Raw genomic sequence first — 16137 nt, forward strand, 5'->3', positions numbered from 1 at the left:
GTCCTTAGCCCTCCACGATATCAAAGCGATAGTCTTCTACCACCGTATTGGCCAGCAGCTTTTCGCACATTTCACGTACACGTTCTTCTGCCTGCGCGCGATCAGATGTGTTCAATTCCAGCTCCATGTACTTCCCGATGCGCGCATTGTTTACTTCATCAAAACCCAAGGTGTGCAGAGCACCTTTTACAGCGTGTCCTTGCGGGTCCAAAACACTCTCGCGCAATGTTACATAAACAACAGCTTTAAACATGTACGTCTCCTCCTAGTCTCGTAAGCATTTCTTTGTAAGCCTCTTCCACATTGCCCAAATCGCGGCGGAAGCGGTCTTTGTCGAGCTTTTCATTTGTTACCGAATCCCAGAAACGGCATGTATCCGGGGATATTTCATCGGCGAGGAGAATCTCCCCGTCCGCTGTTTTTCCGAATTCCAGTTTGAAATCGACCAAGGTAATGTTGCGCTCGCGCAGGTAAGGCACGAGGACCTCGTTTACAGCAAGACCCATGCGCTCCAATGTCGCTTGGTCACTCTCGCTCGCAATCCCCAACACTTTGATATGGGAGGCATTCACCAATGGATCTCCCAGTGCGTCATCCTTGTAGTAAAACTCGACAACTGGCTGCGGGAGCACAGTCCCTTCTTCCATGCCAAGACGCTTGGCCAATGAGCCTGCTGCGATATTGCGAACGACTACCTCCAAAGGGATAATCTCTACTTTGCGAACAACTTGCTCTGTGGCGGACAGCAGACGGACAAAATGGTTGTCGATGCCCCGCTCCTTCAGCATAGTGAAAAAGATTGCCGTAATGCGGTTGTTCAGCTCACCTTTTCCGGTGATTTGCGCCCGTTTCTCTCCATTGAATGCTGTTGCGTCGTCTTTGTACTCTACCCAGTACTGATCAGACAAAGATGTCCGATAAATACGTTTTGCCTTACCTTCGTAGAGTTGTTCCTGTTTTTCCACCGTAGGAGTCACCTTCCCAGTCAAAAAGGTTGAGTTTCGGTTAATTCACGAACGTTTCAACTACATTAAAACACAAACATACGCATTTATCAACGAAAAATGATGGAATACACTTCGACAAACGTTCGTGATTTACCACATATTTTCCGAACTATAGATGTTAACATTCGTTTACATGTTCTCCACACTGCCTTTATATCTCCTCATTACAATAGTCCTTAGTCTCGGGACTTTTCGACCATCCACTTATCAGGAGGCAACTGGAGATGCACGCTATCTTTCGCCATTTACTCATTCCCTTTTCTCGCTTACACAGGCAAGTGCCGCTCCGTACAAAGCTGACGATCCCACTGCTGTGCATCCTGCTCATTTCTTCGAGCATGATTGGCTGGACCTTTTACACCCAGGCAAAAAAGGCGATGATCTCGCAAATGGAGTCCCGCCTTGACTCAGAGACGGACAAAACCACTGAAAAAATTTCGCTCTTGAAGTTCACTTTCGCTAGCGACGAGCAAGCCTTCCAAAAGCGTCTACAATACGAATTGCAACAACAAGAAAGCAATCTGTCTCAGGAAGGCTTGATACTTCAGCAATATTTGGTCAAAAACGGAGCCTTTCACCCCATTGAAAAAGTGACAAAGGGGGCTATTGAAATCCCGCAAGATATCGCGATGCGGATGGAGGCGGAGCGATTCGGCGTGATTCATGTCCCTGTCGATGATCACATACATACACTAGCCTTTACGCATTCTCCTGAGGAGAGCTACATCTACGTCATTGACGTTTTGCAGGAGTCCTATCTAGGTCCTCTCCAAGAGATAACCAAAATAATCGTGATGACCATTCTCGCTAGTCTGGTCCTTTCCTTGTTGCTTTGCTTGCTGGTCGTAAAGGGGATAACTGCGCCTTTTCAGACGTTGATTGTGGCCATGCAACAGGTCAGCTCGGGCGACCTCACCCATCGTTCCCATTTGCAAAACGAGGGTCCAGAGATTCGTGGGATTTCAAACAGCTTCAATCACATGATTGAGCAAATGTGTGAGATTATTGCTGAGATCCAACTCATGCTTGAAGAACTGAACAAAGGCGGCATTGCAATCAGGCAAACAGCCGATGAAGCAGGCGAGTGTTCGTCGATGCTGTCTTTGCGTCTCGATACAGTCAATCAAGGTGTCGAGCAAACGGCTGCCTCAACAGATGGCGCCAGCGCCTCTTTTCAGCACATAAAGCAATCGATGGACGGATTGTTTGCGCGTATTTTCTCTGTGATTGAAGCGGGGGAAAAGATGCAGACCGTCACCCACAATGGACAAAATCGTATCGATGACTTGAACACGATGATCAACCGCTTTTCCCACACATACACACAGGTCGACACCCGCATGACTGACCTGCGTCGACAATCAGAATCCATTGGAGATGTTGTTCATCTCATCCAAAACGTGGCGAAGCAAACCAAGCTTCTCGCTTTAAATGCCAGTATTGAAGCGGCCCGTGCTGGGGAATACGGGCGCGGATTTGCTGTCGTGGCCAACGAGGTAGCCAAGCTTGCCAGTGAGTCGGAAAATGCCACATTAGAAATCACGCGGCTGATGGACTCTGTTCAGGAGCAAACTTATGCGATTTCCTCCGAAACCTCAGAAGCATCCGAACAGCTTCAGCAAAGCCTGCAAAAGCTCTCAGACGCTGCATCTGCTTTTCTTGAGCTTCGACAGGCTGTCGATCAGACAACCGGAGAGCTGCATATAGCCAACGAGGGGTTATCCGACATAACCGAAGGCTTGCACACCGTAGATATGGCATTGGATGCGTTTGTTGCCATTTCCCAAGAGACCAAAAGCAGCACAGAAGAAATGCTGGTCGCCTCGCGCGAACAACTCACTTCCATTGAAAAATCACGTCAATTGGCAACAGAGCTTCTTTCCTTATCTGAGCGGCTGCAAGAAATTAGTGATCGCTTTCGCGTTGCATGAACAAGTAGAGCCTCCCCCTCGGGCAGGCTCTTTTCTTTTGTTTATGGTAAACTTGGCAGTGGTACAACCAATACGTGAAAGAAGGAATTTCAGATGTTTCCATTTGAAGTGTCTTTTCCTACCAAAATTTACTTTGGCATGGGCGAACTGGAACGTTTGGGCCAAGAAGCAAAATCGATGGGCCAAAAAGCATTGCTCGTCACAGGCGGCAATGCGGCCAAACGTACAGGACTTTTGGACCGCGCCAAGACTCTGTTGCAGGAAGCTCAAGTGGCGTATATTGTTTTTGACAAAATCGAACCGAATCCACGTACGGCAACGGTTGATGCTGGAGCTGCTCTTGCTCGTGAGCATCAGTGTGACTTCATCCTGGCTATCGGTGGCGGCTCCGTGATGGATGCCTCCAAAGCGATTTCGGCAGCAGCCGTTTCTGGACGCCCAATTTACGATTACATGCGAGGAAATCCGAGCGGCTCTGGTCAATTGCTGGTACCCGTTCAGGAAGCACTGCCGATCATGACCGTCCCGACAGTAGCCGCTACAGGTTCGGAAGCAAATCATATCAGCGTCCTGACTCATTGGGACACGCATGAAAAATCTTCGATCAACGGTCCAGCACTTTACCCGAAGATTGCCATTCTTGACCCGTCTATCACCTTTACCGTTCCGGCTCGTGTCACAGCGGAATCTTGCGCCGATATCTTTTCCCATCTGTTTGAAAACTATTTGATCAGCGCGGAAGGAACCCACGTTCAGGACGGTATTTCCGAAACACTCATTCGTCTCGTCGTCGAGCACTCCATCACTGCGATTCAGCAACCAGACCATGCAGAAGCACGATCCACCCTTTTGTGGGCGAGCACGCTAGGCATCAGTCCATTCGCTGCTGGCGGTCGTGGTGCTGGTATGCCGTTGCACGGTGTTGAACATCCGCTGAGCGGAATCTACGATATGGCTCACGGTCGTGGACTGGCGATCCTGTCCCTTCCTTATTTTGAACAGGTGATTTTGCAAGACCGTCCCGAGAGACTAGCTCGTATGGGACGTCATTGCTTTGGCGTTACCGTGGAGGACGAGGGCGAAGCAGCACGAGCAACGATTGAAGCCGTTCGTCATTGGTATGAGCGCATGGGAATCACAGAACGTCTGTCTGACTTCGGCGTGACCCAACAATCGTTGCCACAAATGGCTGAAGAAGCAGTTCGCATCGGCGGACGCGGAATCGGGTATCTGCCTAGCTCACGAAAATTAAATGAATCCGATGTGATCGCGATTTACGAGGCTTGCCTGTAATCGAAGCATCAAACACACTGGCGAGCCTTCATTCAGTTGTGTAATAATACAAATTAATCATTAATCAAAATTATTTTACTACGGAGGTTACCACCTATGGCAGATCCACGCATTAATGAACTGGCAAGCCGTCTCGTCCGTTACTCGCTCCATTTGCAAAAAGGCGAAAAAGTTCTGATCGAAAATACAGGCCTGCAACCTGAACTCGTTCGTGCACTTGTGCGTGAATCATTTGCAGTTGGGGCTCTGCCTTTGGTCACCTTGAAAGATCAGGAAGTCATGCGTGCACTCTATCAAGGCACGAGCGAAGAACACATGGCCCTGATGGCAAAATACGAGTATGACCGAATGAAAGACATGGACGCATACATCGCCATCCGCGCTTACGACAACATCAACGAGTATGCCGACGTACCGGAAGACAAAATGGGCATTTACGCTCGCGTCCTGTATCAACCTGTACATACGAACGAGCGCGTTCCGAACAAACGCTGGGTGGTACTGCGCTACCCGAACAAGTCAATGGCGCAACTGTCCAAAATGAGTCTCGAAGGCTTTGAGGATTTCTACTTCTCCGTCTGCAATCTGGACTACGCGAAAATGTCTGCTGCCATGACTCCGTTGAAGGAGCTGATGGAACGCACCGATCGTGTACGCATCGTCGGTCCAAAAACGGACCTGCGCTTCTCCATTAAAGGAATCAATGCCATCAAATGTGACGGCAAACGCAATATCCCTGATGGCGAAGTATACACCGCTCCTGTGCGCGATTCCGTTGAAGGAACGATTTTCTACAATGCGGCATCGATCTACAACGGCATTACCTTCAATGATGTGCAGTTTACTTTCAAAGAAGGCAAGATCGTGGAAGCGACCAGCTCCAACACCAAAGCATTGAACGACATCCTCGACACTGACGAGGGCGCACGCTATATCGGAGAATTCGCGATCGGCTTCAACCCGCACATCCTCCACCCGATGCTGGACATCCTGTTTGACGAGAAGATCGCGGGCAGCTTCCACTTCACGCCAGGGAATGCTTACACAGTAGCAGACAACGGCAACCGCTCCTCCATTCACTGGGATTTGGTCCAAATCCAACGCCCTGAATACGGCGGCGGCGAAATCTGGTTTGACGATGTGCTAATCAGAAAAGACGGACGTTTTGTGTTACCAGAGCTGGAAGGCTTGAACCCGGAGAATTTGATTTAAATGAGATGAATGAAAAAATGGGTTAGGGAATGAGGTTCCCTAGCCCATTTTCTATCTCTGTAAAAAACCAACAACTAGTTTTATACGCAATGATTCGTATACGATATGGTAAGATTTACTCTTCTGAACGTTTTTTTGTCTCGAGGTGTTTTTATGGAATGGCAAGAGATGATCAGAATAAGGAATCAGACACCAGTAAAGCTGCTGGACATTCGTCATATCGTGATGAAGCCTAGTGAGGAACTGCAATCGTATCGCATGCCCGCAAATGCTTTTCTCTTCATTAAAGCCGTAGATGAGCTGATCGAGCAAGTTTCCCGACCCCAGAAATATCCAGATGAAAAAATCATTAGCAAAGGGGCTATCCAGAAAGTGAACTGCTCCCCTTCAATAGCAGGCATGATTATTTCACCTGTCTACTTAAAGGGGAGCAATCATTCACACTGCGGCTAGATCACCATAGTAGCGTCGATAATAAGCTGAGTTCTCCAATAATTGTTCATGTGTCCCTATAGCACTGATGCGTCCTTGGTCTAATACAAGAATAACATCACTATTCATCACAGTAGTTAAGCGATGAGCAATAACGATGCGTGTGCATGCAATATCAGACAAATAACGATCAATTCTCTCTTCGTTTAAATGATCAAGTGAACTTGTGGCTTCGTCAAGCAATAAGACTGTCGGTTTAGTTAGCAGTGCCTTCGCTAATGCAATCCGTTGCCGTTGACCACCTGATAGATTCATCCCCATTTCACTTATCATTGTATGATACTTCATCGGCATCTGCATGATTTCATCATGAATTTGAGCAGCTTTCGCTGCCTCCATCACATCTTCTATTGTTGCTTCATCTGCAGAAAATCGAATATTATCGAGGATACTGCGATTAAATAGATAAATACTCTGAGGCACAGTACCAATCTGCTTCCGTATATGCTGCATGTCTAAATGTTGTGAATCTATGCCATCATAGCAAACGCGACCTGCTGTTGGTTCAAATAAGCCAATCAGCAAATTGACTAAAGTCGACTTTCCTGCACCAGATTGACCAATAATCGCCACCTTCTGACCAGGCTTAATTTGCAGACTAATATCACACAATGTTTGTTCAGAGAACTTCGAATATGCATAGGATACATTCTCTAATTCAATCTTCCCTGTCAATTCTATTTTTAGTCTACCATCAAACTCTTCAGTTGGAGCATCAAGTACATCTTGAACACGTTTTAAATAGGAAGTTGTGAGAATAAAGCTATTAACTGTTCCGACCAAACTACCACTTACTCCAAAAAACTGACTTGCTATGGATTGAATCGCAATAAGCATTCCTAGTGATATTACTCCATCAAAGACATGATATGCACCCAACCACAATATGATAAGCGGTGCTGCTAGCTGTAAGAGACTTGTCATTGTTACGAGTACGTTTGTAATCCGCTCTTTACTGCGATAAATATCAAGTAAGTTCTTGAAATGATGTCGCCACTTCTCAAACATACTCTCTTCAATACCACTCGTCTTAATATGAAATATCCCCAATAGCATCTCCGTTTGCACGGATTGTACATTAGTTCCTGCAAGAATCTGACGCTGATTCCATTCAGCGATTACCTTCTTAGTGAATACAACTGCAATAATATTGATTAAGGATAAAGCAACAACTAACAATGCCAAAGAAATAGATTGTATCGACATATATATGAAAAGAGCGATTAACATCAATACATCTAATACCCCACGAATGATACTGCCAGAAATAAGTTCACGTATCATATTCAACGAGTTAGCCCGAAATAGCAGATCCCCAATAGAACGAAGCATAAAGAAGCTATAGGGGAGTTTAAGCAAATGTTGAAAAAAATTAATCTGTAACAATGAATCCAACACATTGTGCATGGTAATAAGTACTCTGCCCCGAATATAGGTAAACATAGATGAAGTGACTAACATGATGATAATACCCAGTGCCATAACACTCATCATCGTAGTATTTGCAGGCATAATCACCTTGTCGATCAATTGCTGAATTAATATTGGCATTGCGATGGCACACAATTGTAAGACAGCAGTTACTAAAAATACGAGAACGAACAATTGTTTATTCGAAAGGATAAGTCTGAACATAGTAGTCCAGACATTGGCTGCCTTAACACGCTCGAAGTTTGCCGTTGGAATAAGTTCTAACACGTAGCCATGAAAGTGGCTCATAAATGATTCTTCATTCAAATGCTTGCGTCCTATAGCAGGATCAATAATCGTATACTTCTTCTCACTTGAATCTTTCTTATGTTTGATTCGCTCTAAAACTACATAATGATGTTCATCCCAAGTAATAATAGATGGTAACTGTAACGTCTCTAACAATGCTAAATCTGACTGATAACATTTTGCTGTAAACTGAAGCTGTTCTGCTGTCTTCTTCAACTGAAATAGACTAGTCCCATCACGTCCACTGCCTAGCGCTTCACGTAAATCATACATACTTATACTACTCTTATAGTAGTGCATGATCATTGCCAAACAGCAAGCCCCACACTCCGTTTGCTGCATCTGTTCAATGAATGGTACGCGCCATCGGTGATCTTGTTTACCTTGCCTCTCATCATTCATACCGCTCATCTCCATATCCAACAAAACGATAACACTACCGTTATCGTGGCAATTCAAATGCAAGTATAGAAGGCACCCGATTATCTAACAATCGTAAATATTCGTATCCCATCCCAGCAGTTCCTGTCATCAAACCATCACACTCCAACCTTGCAATTAAGTGATCAGATGACTTATATGACTCATAATCTACATTTGCTTGCAATGCCCAATCATTTGCAATATCCACTAGACTAGGATCATTCATCAGTTTACTTACGTGTAGCAAAATATCAGCATTGCCTAATATACCGTGACACAAGCAAAAACTATTATATGTCTTCCCACGATTCAACAAAGTCTGCAGTGCATTCTTATAGTCTTGAGTAACAAATTCCCACTCTTGTGCATGTAGGAGATTCATTGCTTCAAGATGGCGCATAATCTCTGCGCGAGCAAGTGCGATACCTGGAGCACCATGACACCAAAAGTCAGCATATTCATGTCTATCTGTAGAGCGCAAGTCTCTCCAGTTTTGTTCAGTTTCCGAATAGTAATAATTTTCATATATGAGCAATCTATTCGCCATTTTCAAATACTGTTCATAGCTTGAATGATTACTATGGTTATCACTTAATCTAGCAAGCCATGTGAACGCCCATGCTAACCCGGCTGCGCCATGAGATAAACCCGTCAACAATACTTGCCCACTCGTCGTGCTGTCATTGTCGACTACATGTTGGTTAGTCAGTTCATCAGGGTATATTTTCGAGCCAGCATCAAAATTCATTTCCTTCATTAATGTATAGAGGCGTTCTCCGGCCGCTTGGGCCACTTGCAAATACGCTACATCATGCAAAGCATCGTAGATACGAAGCATAACGATCATACAACCTGCAAGACCATTAATTACATCATATTGAGTTTCTTTTTCTATTCCCCGCATCAATACGGATAGCCTATTCTTGGCATTTTCTAGCAAGGTATCATCTTTCCATAGCAACCCACAATAAATGAGTGCATAAATATGAGTACTCTCCCCTAAATAAGCTGAGGTCGAAATAGTTATCTCATTGGACAATTTGCTAGCTTCATCTAGTTTCAGCTTACTTGACTGAATAACATTCAAAAGCTGTCGTGCAATTTCCCGATACTGCTGGTCGCAAGTGATATGAGTTAGTTGAGCGAGATATAACACATAACCACCTAGACCACTATACATATTGTAATCTAACCATATTGGTTTAAATTTGTCCTCTACTCCAACTATTGCAAATCCAATACACGCAATATTACTATCATCTGTTTGGACAATGCGACGCATTATATTATTACCTATTGATGTCGCATATTGCTGAAATTGTGTCATTCTATTCTCTTTATGAATGACATCTTGGGTTAGTGTTGTAGTATGGCGATTATACATATCAGAACGCTGATTATATGAATGACCATCACTAGAATGTTCACTTTCCTCCAAGCTGGATAGAGACCACCGCAAATATTGTAGCTGTAAACTAAGATCATCTTCAGATAATTGCATCAGGTAATGTTCAATTAACTCAATAATCGACATCGGATAAAAATTGGGTATACAGACTCCATTCATATCAATTAAGTCACGACTATTAAGTGAGAACATAAAGTAAGGAACATCTTGCCGCTGCATTTGTTCGTACTCAAATTCCATAACAGCAGGTGGTGGAAACGTTGAGTTATTCACCATAATTTTTAATAAGCGATTGCGGTCTGATTCATTCTGTAAATAATCTGGATGCATACTATGTGATAAGAACTTTCCATACAGGGCTGTTGCTCGAAATACATGACGACCAGTTGCATCAGAATACGGTAAGAGTATGTCACGAACAAAAGTATCGCGATTCGTAAGTAGTAATCGATACAAATCACAAAAACCTTCGATCATATGCTTTGTATACATCGAGATGTCCATATATTCGCCATTTAATATGGGTCGATTTTGTTTTTCAACTGTCGTATAAATGTCGTCAATCAAATAAGCTTCATCGGTACCATCATTTTTAATACGCTGAATCTTCATTAACTGTGACTTTTGTCCACCTCGACCACCTGCTGCACTTAACTCAATATCCCATAGTGTATTAGGAAAATAAATTCCAGGTAGCATGAGAGATGAAAATACCGTTCGCTGACTTTGCTCCCCTTTCACATAATGCAATTGAGAATCTGTTAATGGGGTAAATATGGTCTCCAAATCAATTAATATCGGCTGAGCTCCATTTGCGATAATATTTTCAGAATGATAATCAGAAGCCCCACATGTATAGCATAATGCCGTTAATGCACCTAAGCGATAATAGAACTGTTCTACTTCCATAATGGATTGACATGAATTGTGGCTTATAAACTCATGATATCCATAATCTCCACAATTGAGCACATTTGGACTGCTCAACAAATACTTCAAACCTCTCTGATTAATCCAATCAAGCATAGCACTATAACATTCATCTATACGTAATGAATGGGGTTTATACACTAGCTTAGCACCACTGTTAAACTTTAAAATGGCAACTGATTTGCCCGTGTTATGGGTATCCCCTGCTCCAATCTCTATCCCAGTTAGACAATCATATTCGCAACCATTTCCCAATTTCGACTTGAATTTTATCCATTCTGCATTGTAATGAACAATTATTTCACGTACATACGAGCTAAACATTAACGTGTGTTCTGTTAAGCACCTAGCTAACACTGGGTATGCATCGAAGAATACTCTTAAATGATGAGGATCTTCTAACAGTTTAAAATACTCTTGATATCGCTCGTTCGGTGATTCAGCTGTTAAATCACCTAACTGACTAGCAATGGATATCTCTAACATCGTCGTTTTGAACTGCAATGAAGCCAACCGTTGTACACAAGTTTGCATGAGCCCTTGTTCAACTTGAAAATGATCGATAATATCTGCATGAACATTATTTAGAGCTTCCTGAAGATTGCGCCAAAATTCCGCTAGAAATGGACGGATTATGGGGTTAGGTTCTTTTTCAATGAACTCATTATCATGAGAGGCATTTAATATTCGGTTCAGATTCTCATCGCTATCTACACTAATCCCTCTATCTATTGCAGCTTTAACCAAAATGTCCCCTCCTGCTATATTTATTTCGTACCAAAGAATTATTTATCATCGAATATTTGACATATGAAGGCCGAGCATTCTGCATGGCGACCTCATACGATTATTTTCTGGATTTGGAAATAAGATGATTAGCATTACTATTCATGCCCCAATATTGCAACTGCTCTTCATAAGATAAATTCACGTATCTTGCAACTCTATGTCCTCGCAATAAATATCATAAGTAGTATCTAAAGCCGCATTAGAGACGGGAAAGAAACGATTCATTAACCCACTTTCCCACAATATACAATCAGAAGTGAGAAGGTCACATTCCACCATCTCACTTCTGAATCATTACTTATAATTTACTAGCATTGTGGTACATCACCAGGACGGTATGTAAGTCCACAACGGTTTTCAGTAGGAGTCGGTTTATTACAACTATCGTTATAAGTGTAGCAACCAAACGCATATGAGATAATATTTCCGGTTGTAGTTCCCACCGAGTTTGCTTCAACACTACCTCCAACCATTTCCTTCAACTGTTGCTCATCAACTTCCCCGACTGGCGAGACAAATCCTTGCTTCGCTCTCCCCTCAGAAGAACGATATTGAGCTCGTAGATCCTTGTTAGACATATACATCCTCTTTTCTACATGATAGTAGCACTATATATTATCTCTTCTCCATAAAAGAGAAGAAGTGCTCACAAAGATAATCTGTTTCAATATTCCAAATTTCGACTTAAAAATCAGAATACTTACATTTTATAACACGAAATTTGTAGAATGTAAATATATAACATAAATTCTTTTAATTTCTTTTAAAGGAGATTTCATTCTTATTTCGCATTTATAGTAAGGTGGATTATGGATTTGATAAGCCACGGATTGTACTCACTGACTTTCTGGACAGCCCCCGCTTCCATTTGGCAACCGTACCTCAAAACACGTACGAATCAGATCACTTTGGACAGAAATCGTTCCCCGATGCTTCTCGACGATATTTTTCGCAATAAACAGGCCGAGTCCTGTACCTCCCCCTTGATGAACTCGCGCTTTGTCGCCCGTAAAGAACATTTCAAAAATATGCGGCAGCGCCTCTTCAGGTATTTGGTCACCGTAATTCATGATTTGAACAACTACTTCATCTCCCTCCCGGTAAGCGTTCAAATCGATAAATTGACCATCTCCCCCGTAGCGTATTGCGTTGGTCAGGATGTTCTCAAATACGCGCGCCAGCAGCTCCCCATCTCCCACGATCACTAATTGAGCAGCAATCATACACCGCGCGACCAGTTCATTTTTCTCAAAGGAAGGATACATCTCTTCATTTAACTGAACCAACAATTCACTCAAATCAATGACCTTTTGCTCGATGTTGACCATACCGTAATTCATTCTCGTAATTTCGAACAGCTCATCAATCAGCTTTTCTAATCGTTGCGACTTGGTAAAAGCAATCGTCGCATAATGCCGCATCCGTTCTTGTGGCATCTGCTCGTCTCGTAAAACTAAATCTAAATAACCCAGAACAGATGTCAGTGGTGTACGTAAATCGTGTGCCAGATTCAAAACAAGCTGGTCCTTGCTGCTTTCCGCGAAGTCTCCTCTTTCTACCGCCTTTTGCAGCATTTCACTTGCCAGATTGATGTCCTTGGCGATATCAGCGAACTCATCATGGGAAGAAATATGCACATTGTGCGTAAAGTCTCCATTTGCCAGATAATGAATGCCTTTGGAAATCTCATGAAAATAGCCAACATACCGTTTGGTCAGGAGATAGAACAACAAGATCGCAATGGGAGCAAAAACAAGCAAAAAGAAATTGATATCTCCCATTTCCTTGATGTAACGGCGAACCAGAGCAAGCGGATCTTCGTACTTGACCTCCGTCCGATAGTAAAACTGGAGCACTTTATAGAGTAGATAGGTCACGAGACCGGCCAAAAGCATGCCAAACCCAAGAAGCTCAATCATTTTGGAACGAAAGCTACGTCTCTTCTTCACCATGAAAAAATGAACCACTCCCTATCCTCGTTTTCGTCCAGGGCTCAATCATGATAGACTCTTTTGACACGTTCTCCCAAACGGCTTACCAGCTCGTTCGTAATGGTTTTACATGGATGGGCCATTTCCTCAGCAGTGATACTCTCTTCTTGATCTGTGCCGATAAAGGTCACAATATCCCCTTTTTGCACTTCTTCCATATCTGTAATATCTACAATAAGTTGATCCATGCAGACAAAGCCAATAATCGGTCGCCTTTTTCCTCTGATCAAGCAGGTAGCGTCCGCTTGAGACAGCATACGCGGAACCCCATCTGCATATCCGATGGATACGATGGCAATCTGACTGTCTTTCTGCGCTGTATGGGCGCGTCCATAACCCACGGATGCTCCTTTTTCCACCTGCTTCACCTGCACAACTCTTGCTTTCAGTGATAATACAGGACGTAGGTCGACGCTTGTTTTTACCTTATCTCCCTGCTTGCTCAACATTCCGTAGAGAGCGATCCCAATCCGAGCATAATCGTACTGTAGTTCCCCATAATTGAGCACGCCGTAACTGCTTTGGACGTGCAGCTTCTGTGGATCGATGCCCTTTTCTTTCAACTGTTCGATCACTTTCTGGAAACGGGCGATTTGATTTTTCGTGTATGCGATATCCGAAGCTTCCAAACTGTCAGCCACACTCAGATGCGTAAAGGTACCGCATACCTGCAAATTTTTATATCGATACATGGCCGCAATTTTTTCTGTGTGTTCCCAATATTCCCCGAGTCTCCCCATCCCCGAGTCGATCTTGATATGAACAGAGATTTTCACGTTGTAACTATTCAGCCTTTGGGCATATTCGTCATCTACTACGGTTTGTGTCAGTTTGAAACGGGCGATTTGGCTTATCCGTCGCTCATCGGTATAGCCAAGCACCAGAATCTCCCCTTTTACGCCCTTCTTCCGGAGCTCAATCCCTTCATCGATTGTGGCAACAGCGAAGTGATCAATCCCGAGCTTGTTTACATACCTCGCGACTTGCCATCCGCCGTGGCCATATGCCTGCGCCTTCACGACTGCCATCACCGCACAATCCTTCGGGAGAACTCGCTGGATTTCCCTGACATTATGTTGGAGATGAGGAAGATGGATATCCGCCCATGCTCGTCCTGTTTGATCTGGTTTCCCACTTCGAAAGCGCTGGATCACCTTCATCGCCATCACAGACATAACAAATGACAGCACCGTAACCAGCGTAAAATGAACCAAGCTGTTTTCAACAAGCAGTTGTGTCAGTCCCGTTACTTTGGCCGCTCCGCGAATGAGCACAATACACAAGGGATGCAGGACATAGACATACAGACTCAGCTTTCGTAAAGCTGGGCGATTTCTGCCTTTCCAGAACAACAGAAGTTGAAAAAGAAAATACATGCACGGTATCAAAAAAATATACATACTGTCATGGCGTTGCAGCTGATAAGCGTGCAAAAGCAAGCCTTCCATGACCAGCATGCTTCCGAACAAACCAAGTCCAATGGCATACGGTGCAACCTTTTTCTTTTTCCGTCTGCGGGTATTGGCAATCATCCCTCCCATGACTACAAAAACTGGGGCAAAAAATATACCGTTCCGCGTGTAATCAAACAGGGTAAACATCGATTGATAGAAACTGTCCACATACGGATTCATCTGGGCAAATCCAAAGTAGCTGTCTCCCAATAGCCCGATCCCATACAACAGCATGGTCACCCAAAACGTTTTCCATGTGGATAGTCTTGTATACAAGAAGGTACTGATACACACCCCCAGCATGATGCCAGGAAAATACCACAGATGATAAAGAGTCCCGTTAAAAAGGAGGTCTTTTACCACCGAAAACACGGTCAATTGATCCGTAAAATACCCTGCGTACACATTCACTGGAAGATAGAGAAGAATCGAAAGCAAATATAGCTTTCCTACTTTCCATAAAAACTGCTTCAGCAAGTTCGCATTTCTGCTGCGATCGGTACCAAGCTTTTGCAAGAAGAAAAATCCTGTGCACATAAAGAAAAATGGAACCGCCACCCTGGCTATTGTTCGCGTCAGTGTAAAATCAGCCCATTCGCTTATCGACAGCAGAGGAGAAGTATGGACTGCGATGACAAGGATCGCTGCGATGATTCGGAATTGATCCAGCCCGCCATACTGCTTTTCACTACCCACGTTCATTACGTGCCTCCTGATGAAACACCGTAATGATAAATCCATCCACGTTGTTGCCCGATATTTCGTATCTCTCACCAGCCACAACCGGGATGTGCGTAACGGTATCGGTAGCCTTTACATAGTAGATTTCAATGCTCTCCTCATCCACTAGCAAATGCTCCTGATGGAATTCGTAGTTTTTCACACACTCGATATACTCTTCCAGACAAAGCTGAAGCTTTTCCATCAAAACGGCATGCGGATAGCCCACATACCGAAAATGCCAAGGCTCATCCGAAATGCCTGTCAGCTGTTCCTTGTCTTTGTCGTAGCGTTTGATAAACCCATATTGACTGGCACGTTGGCGAAACAATTGGCATACGCCATGATCGGGAAAAGAAGGGCAAATAAAATCGATCTCTTCCTTCTTTTCCCCTACATCAATCGCAAGCCCGGTCTGATGTTCACTTTCAGTCGGACGTGCCACAAATTTACTGGTAAACACCTGTCCATTTTCCAGCAAGGATTGATCATAGATATCCTTTTGTTCCGTCTTGCTGCGAAAGCCACTGACTGGCACGATTGTCTGCTGTGCGTTACAGGCTTTCAGCAGCTTGGCAAGCATCTTCGCAGCCATGTTTTCCAGCATAATATTGTTGTGTGTTCCATCAATCAGCCGCATGCGGTTTAGTACAATACTATCGTCTGTTTGCCAGCGGATCGGGTACTGGCGATTCACCAGAATCAGATGGCCGTGATGCAGATTTTCGCTGTTCAAAGAAATCGTAGAGACGTGAAGTTGTTTCATCG

11 protein-coding genes are annotated in these 16137 nt (G+C 43.9%); 4 read left to right on the forward strand and 7 right to left on the reverse strand.

The features are described 5' to 3' along the window. Positions 1-4 precede the first annotated feature (4 nt). On the reverse strand, positions 5-253 hold the full coding sequence (purS, locus tag ACQ5DJ_RS17870) for a phosphoribosylformylglycinamidine synthase subunit PurS (protein ID WP_007717324.1): 249 nt from the start codon (positions 251-253) through the stop codon (positions 5-7). Continuing rightward, positions 246-965, reverse strand: a complete 720-nt coding sequence (gene purC / locus ACQ5DJ_RS17875; protein ID WP_173618370.1) for a phosphoribosylaminoimidazolesuccinocarboxamide synthase — start codon at positions 963-965, stop codon at positions 246-248. Before purC ends, purS begins: the two co-directional genes overlap by 8 nt. A 266-nt stretch (positions 966-1231) precedes the next feature. On the opposite strand from purC, the gene ACQ5DJ_RS17880 reads away from it, so the two are divergent. From ACQ5DJ_RS17880 to ACQ5DJ_RS17895, 4 genes are all read left to right on the forward strand, one after another. Next, entirely contained in the window at positions 1232-2938 is a 1707-nt protein-coding gene (locus tag ACQ5DJ_RS17880; protein WP_429843654.1) for a methyl-accepting chemotaxis protein, read from the forward strand. Between the two features lie 93 nt (positions 2939-3031). Then, the gene (locus ACQ5DJ_RS17885; protein ID WP_429843655.1) at positions 3032-4231 is read left to right on the forward strand and encodes an iron-containing alcohol dehydrogenase; all 1200 of its coding nucleotides are present in this window, start codon (positions 3032-3034) and stop codon (positions 4229-4231) included. Positions 4232-4327: 96 nt separating this feature from the next. Beyond that, the gene (locus tag ACQ5DJ_RS17890) at positions 4328-5443 is read left to right on the forward strand and encodes an aminopeptidase (protein ID WP_106834475.1); all 1116 of its coding nucleotides are present in this window, start codon (positions 4328-4330) and stop codon (positions 5441-5443) included. Positions 5444-5596: 153 nt separating this feature from the next. Beyond that, positions 5597-5896 carry a hypothetical protein gene (locus ACQ5DJ_RS17895; RefSeq protein WP_429843656.1) on the forward strand — a complete coding sequence of 100 codons (300 nt, stop codon included), beginning with the start codon at positions 5597-5599 and terminating at the stop codon, positions 5894-5896. On the opposite strand, the gene ACQ5DJ_RS17900 is transcribed toward ACQ5DJ_RS17895, so the two are convergent. The 5 genes from ACQ5DJ_RS17900 to ACQ5DJ_RS17920 all read right to left on the reverse strand — a co-directional run bounded on the left by ACQ5DJ_RS17900 (position 5882) and on the right by ACQ5DJ_RS17920 (position 16135). Then, a complete protein-coding gene (locus ACQ5DJ_RS17900; protein WP_429843657.1) occupies positions 5882-8056 on the reverse strand; it encodes a peptidase domain-containing ABC transporter in 2175 nt (724 codons plus the stop codon). The two genes, ACQ5DJ_RS17895 and ACQ5DJ_RS17900, sit on opposite strands and share 15 nt — an antisense overlap. A gap of 40 nt (positions 8057-8096) precedes the next feature. After that, positions 8097-11162, reverse strand: coding sequence for a type 2 lanthipeptide synthetase LanM family protein (locus ACQ5DJ_RS17905; RefSeq protein ID WP_429843658.1), 3066 nt, complete (start codon positions 11160-11162; stop codon positions 8097-8099). Between the two features lie 878 nt (positions 11163-12040). Beyond that, positions 12041-13156, reverse strand: coding sequence for an ATP-binding protein (locus ACQ5DJ_RS17910; protein WP_429843659.1), 1116 nt, complete (start codon positions 13154-13156; stop codon positions 12041-12043). 41 nt (positions 13157-13197) lie between these two features. Further along, positions 13198-15351, reverse strand: a complete 2154-nt coding sequence (gene vanT / locus ACQ5DJ_RS17915; protein ID WP_429843660.1) for a serine racemase VanT catalytic subunit — start codon at positions 15349-15351, stop codon at positions 13198-13200. After that, positions 15338-16135 (reverse strand): M15 family metallopeptidase, encoded by a 798-nt coding sequence (locus ACQ5DJ_RS17920; RefSeq protein WP_429843661.1) that lies wholly within the window; start codon positions 16133-16135, stop codon positions 15338-15340. The genes vanT and ACQ5DJ_RS17920 overlap by 14 nt, the downstream gene beginning before the upstream one ends. Positions 16136-16137: the final 2 nt, after the last annotated feature.

Origin of the sequence: Brevibacillus sp. FIR094, assembly GCF_050477165.1 — a bacterium.
Lineage (GTDB): Bacteria > Bacillota > Bacilli > Brevibacillales > Brevibacillaceae > Brevibacillus.

What these genes read in the sequence shown, in the direction of transcription:
- purS (WP_007717324.1), bottom strand. Translation starts at nt 253, where the DNA reads ATGTTTAAAGCTGTTGTTTATGTAACATTGCGCGAGAGTGTTTTGGAC.
- ACQ5DJ_RS17880 (WP_429843654.1), top strand. Translation starts at nt 1,232, where the DNA reads ATGCACGCTATCTTTCGCCATTTACTCATTCCCTTTTCTCGCTTACAC.
- ACQ5DJ_RS17885 (WP_429843655.1), top strand. Translation starts at nt 3,032, where the DNA reads ATGTTTCCATTTGAAGTGTCTTTTCCTACCAAAATTTACTTTGGCATG.
- ACQ5DJ_RS17890 (WP_106834475.1), top strand. Translation starts at nt 4,328, where the DNA reads ATGGCAGATCCACGCATTAATGAACTGGCAAGCCGTCTCGTCCGTTAC.
- ACQ5DJ_RS17895 (WP_429843656.1), top strand. Translation starts at nt 5,597, where the DNA reads ATGGAATGGCAAGAGATGATCAGAATAAGGAATCAGACACCAGTAAAG.
- ACQ5DJ_RS17900 (WP_429843657.1), bottom strand. Translation starts at nt 8,056, where the DNA reads ATGAATGATGAGAGGCAAGGTAAACAAGATCACCGATGGCGCGTACCA.
- ACQ5DJ_RS17910 (WP_429843659.1), bottom strand. Translation starts at nt 13,156, where the DNA reads ATGGTGAAGAAGAGACGTAGCTTTCGTTCCAAAATGATTGAGCTTCTT.
- vanT (WP_429843660.1), bottom strand. Translation starts at nt 15,351, where the DNA reads ATGAACGTGGGTAGTGAAAAGCAGTATGGCGGGCTGGATCAATTCCGA.
- ACQ5DJ_RS17920 (WP_429843661.1), bottom strand. Translation starts at nt 16,135, where the DNA reads ATGAAACAACTTCACGTCTCTACGATTTCTTTGAACAGCGAAAATCTG.